Origin of the sequence: Acidovorax sp. CF316, from assembly GCF_000276605.1 — a bacterium.
Classification (GTDB): domain Bacteria; phylum Pseudomonadota; class Gammaproteobacteria; order Burkholderiales; family Burkholderiaceae_C; genus Acidovorax.
Window position 1 is genome coordinate 1 of sequence record NZ_AKJX01000304.1, and the last position, 1,510, is coordinate 1,510.

Here is a 1,510-nt window from a genome sequence, read left to right on the forward strand (position 1 = left end):
CCCGCTGGGGGCGGCTGCCGCCACGGTGATGGCGCTGCAGACCGTGGTCTCGCGCAATGTGGACCCCAATGAATCGGCCGTGGTCACGGTGGGCCGCCTGCGCTCGGGCGACGCGCTCAACGTGATCCCGGGCGAGGCCGAGATCGGCGTCAGCGTGCGCTCCTTCAGCGCCGCCGTGCGCGCCCTGCTCAAGGAGCGCATCACCGCCCTGGTGCACGCTACGGCCGAAGGCTATGGCGCGAAAGCCGAGATCCGCTATATCGAAGGCTACCCCGTGCTGGAGAACGATGCCGCCGCCGTGGCCCTGGCCGGCGAAGTGGCCACCGAACTGGTGGGCAGCAGCCAGGTAGAGCGCGACTTCACGCGCATGATGGGCAGCGAAGATTTTGCCTACATGCTGCAGTCCTGCCCCGGCGCGTTGGTGCGCATAGGCAACGGGCCGTCGGAGGGCGGGCGCGGACTGCACAACCCCAGGTACGACTTCCACGACGGCAACCTGCCGGTGGGCGCCGCCTTCTGGAGCCGGCTGGCCGAACGCTTTCTGGCCTGAACCAGCAGCGCCGCGCCTCAGGCGGGGCCCTGCTCCGCCACGCGCTTCATCGCCTCGTCCATCGCCACCGTCAGCGCCAGCGCCGACTCCTTGTTCGCCGTGGCGTCGGGCGGCAGCACGATGGGCGGCCCGAAGGTGATGCGGATGCGCGGGCGGGTGAAGAAGTGGCTGGCACGGATCTCACCCGGCCCGTCGTAGTGCGCGGGCACGATCTGCCCCTTGGCGCGCAGCGCAATGGTGGCCGCTCCGCGCTTGGCCTCGGGGTTCTCGGCATTGCGCGTGCCGCCCGGGAAGATCAGCACCAGCTGGCCTTGGTTGACCAGCGAGACCACGTGGCGGATGGTGGCCGTCGACGGGCTGCCCCGGTCCACCGGAAAGCCACCGCCCGAGCCCACGAACCAGGCGCCCAGCCTGGTCTCGAACAGCTCCTTCTTGGCCATCTGGTGCAGCTTGCGCGGCAGCGCGGCATAGCCCACCCACAACGGGTCCGACCAGCCCACATGGTTGCAGACCACGATCTTGCCGCCCGGGGTATCCAAGTGCTCAGCGCCCGTCACCGTGACCCGGGCCACCCGGGACATCATGACCCGCAGGATGCGAACGAAGAGGTTGGGCTTTTGCAGCGCAGGGGATGCAGAGGCGGTGGAGGACGAAGAAGAGGAAGAGGGTGTGGCGTTGGTCATCAACAAGGGCGGCGGTCGGGAAGGCGCATGGGCGGCGGCGGTTTGCGGACCACCTGCCACCAGAATGATAAGCCCGTGTGACAGTCCACCCCGCCAGAATCCCTTAACGGCCCGTGCCAAGTGCAACGCAATGTGGCGCGGGGCGGGTGTTGGCCGCCTCGCTTTGATCGTCCGTCCGGCGGGGTTGCTGTTTTAGTGGTGTGCTTTGGTTGAGGGCGGGAGCCGGGGTGTGCGCCCGGCGGCGCACCTACCTTCTTTTGCTTCGCCAAAAGAACGT

At 68.5% G+C, this 1,510-nt stretch carries 2 protein-coding genes; one reads left to right on the top strand and one right to left on the bottom strand.

Annotation, left to right across the window (positions count from 1 at the left end; all coding sequences use genetic code 11):
- Positions 1 to 550 (top strand): M20/M25/M40 family metallo-hydrolase (locus PMI14_RS33170; RefSeq protein WP_007862235.1); only part of this gene is annotated, 550 nt, incomplete at its 5' end.
- Between the two features lie 17 nt (positions 551 to 567).
- Here PMI14_RS33170 and PMI14_RS33925 read toward each other — a convergent pair.
- On the bottom strand, positions 568 to 1,233 hold the full coding sequence (locus PMI14_RS33925) for a 1-acyl-sn-glycerol-3-phosphate acyltransferase (RefSeq protein WP_007862236.1): 666 nt from the start codon (positions 1,231 to 1,233) through the stop codon (positions 568 to 570).
- Positions 1,234 to 1,510 lie beyond the last annotated feature (277 nt).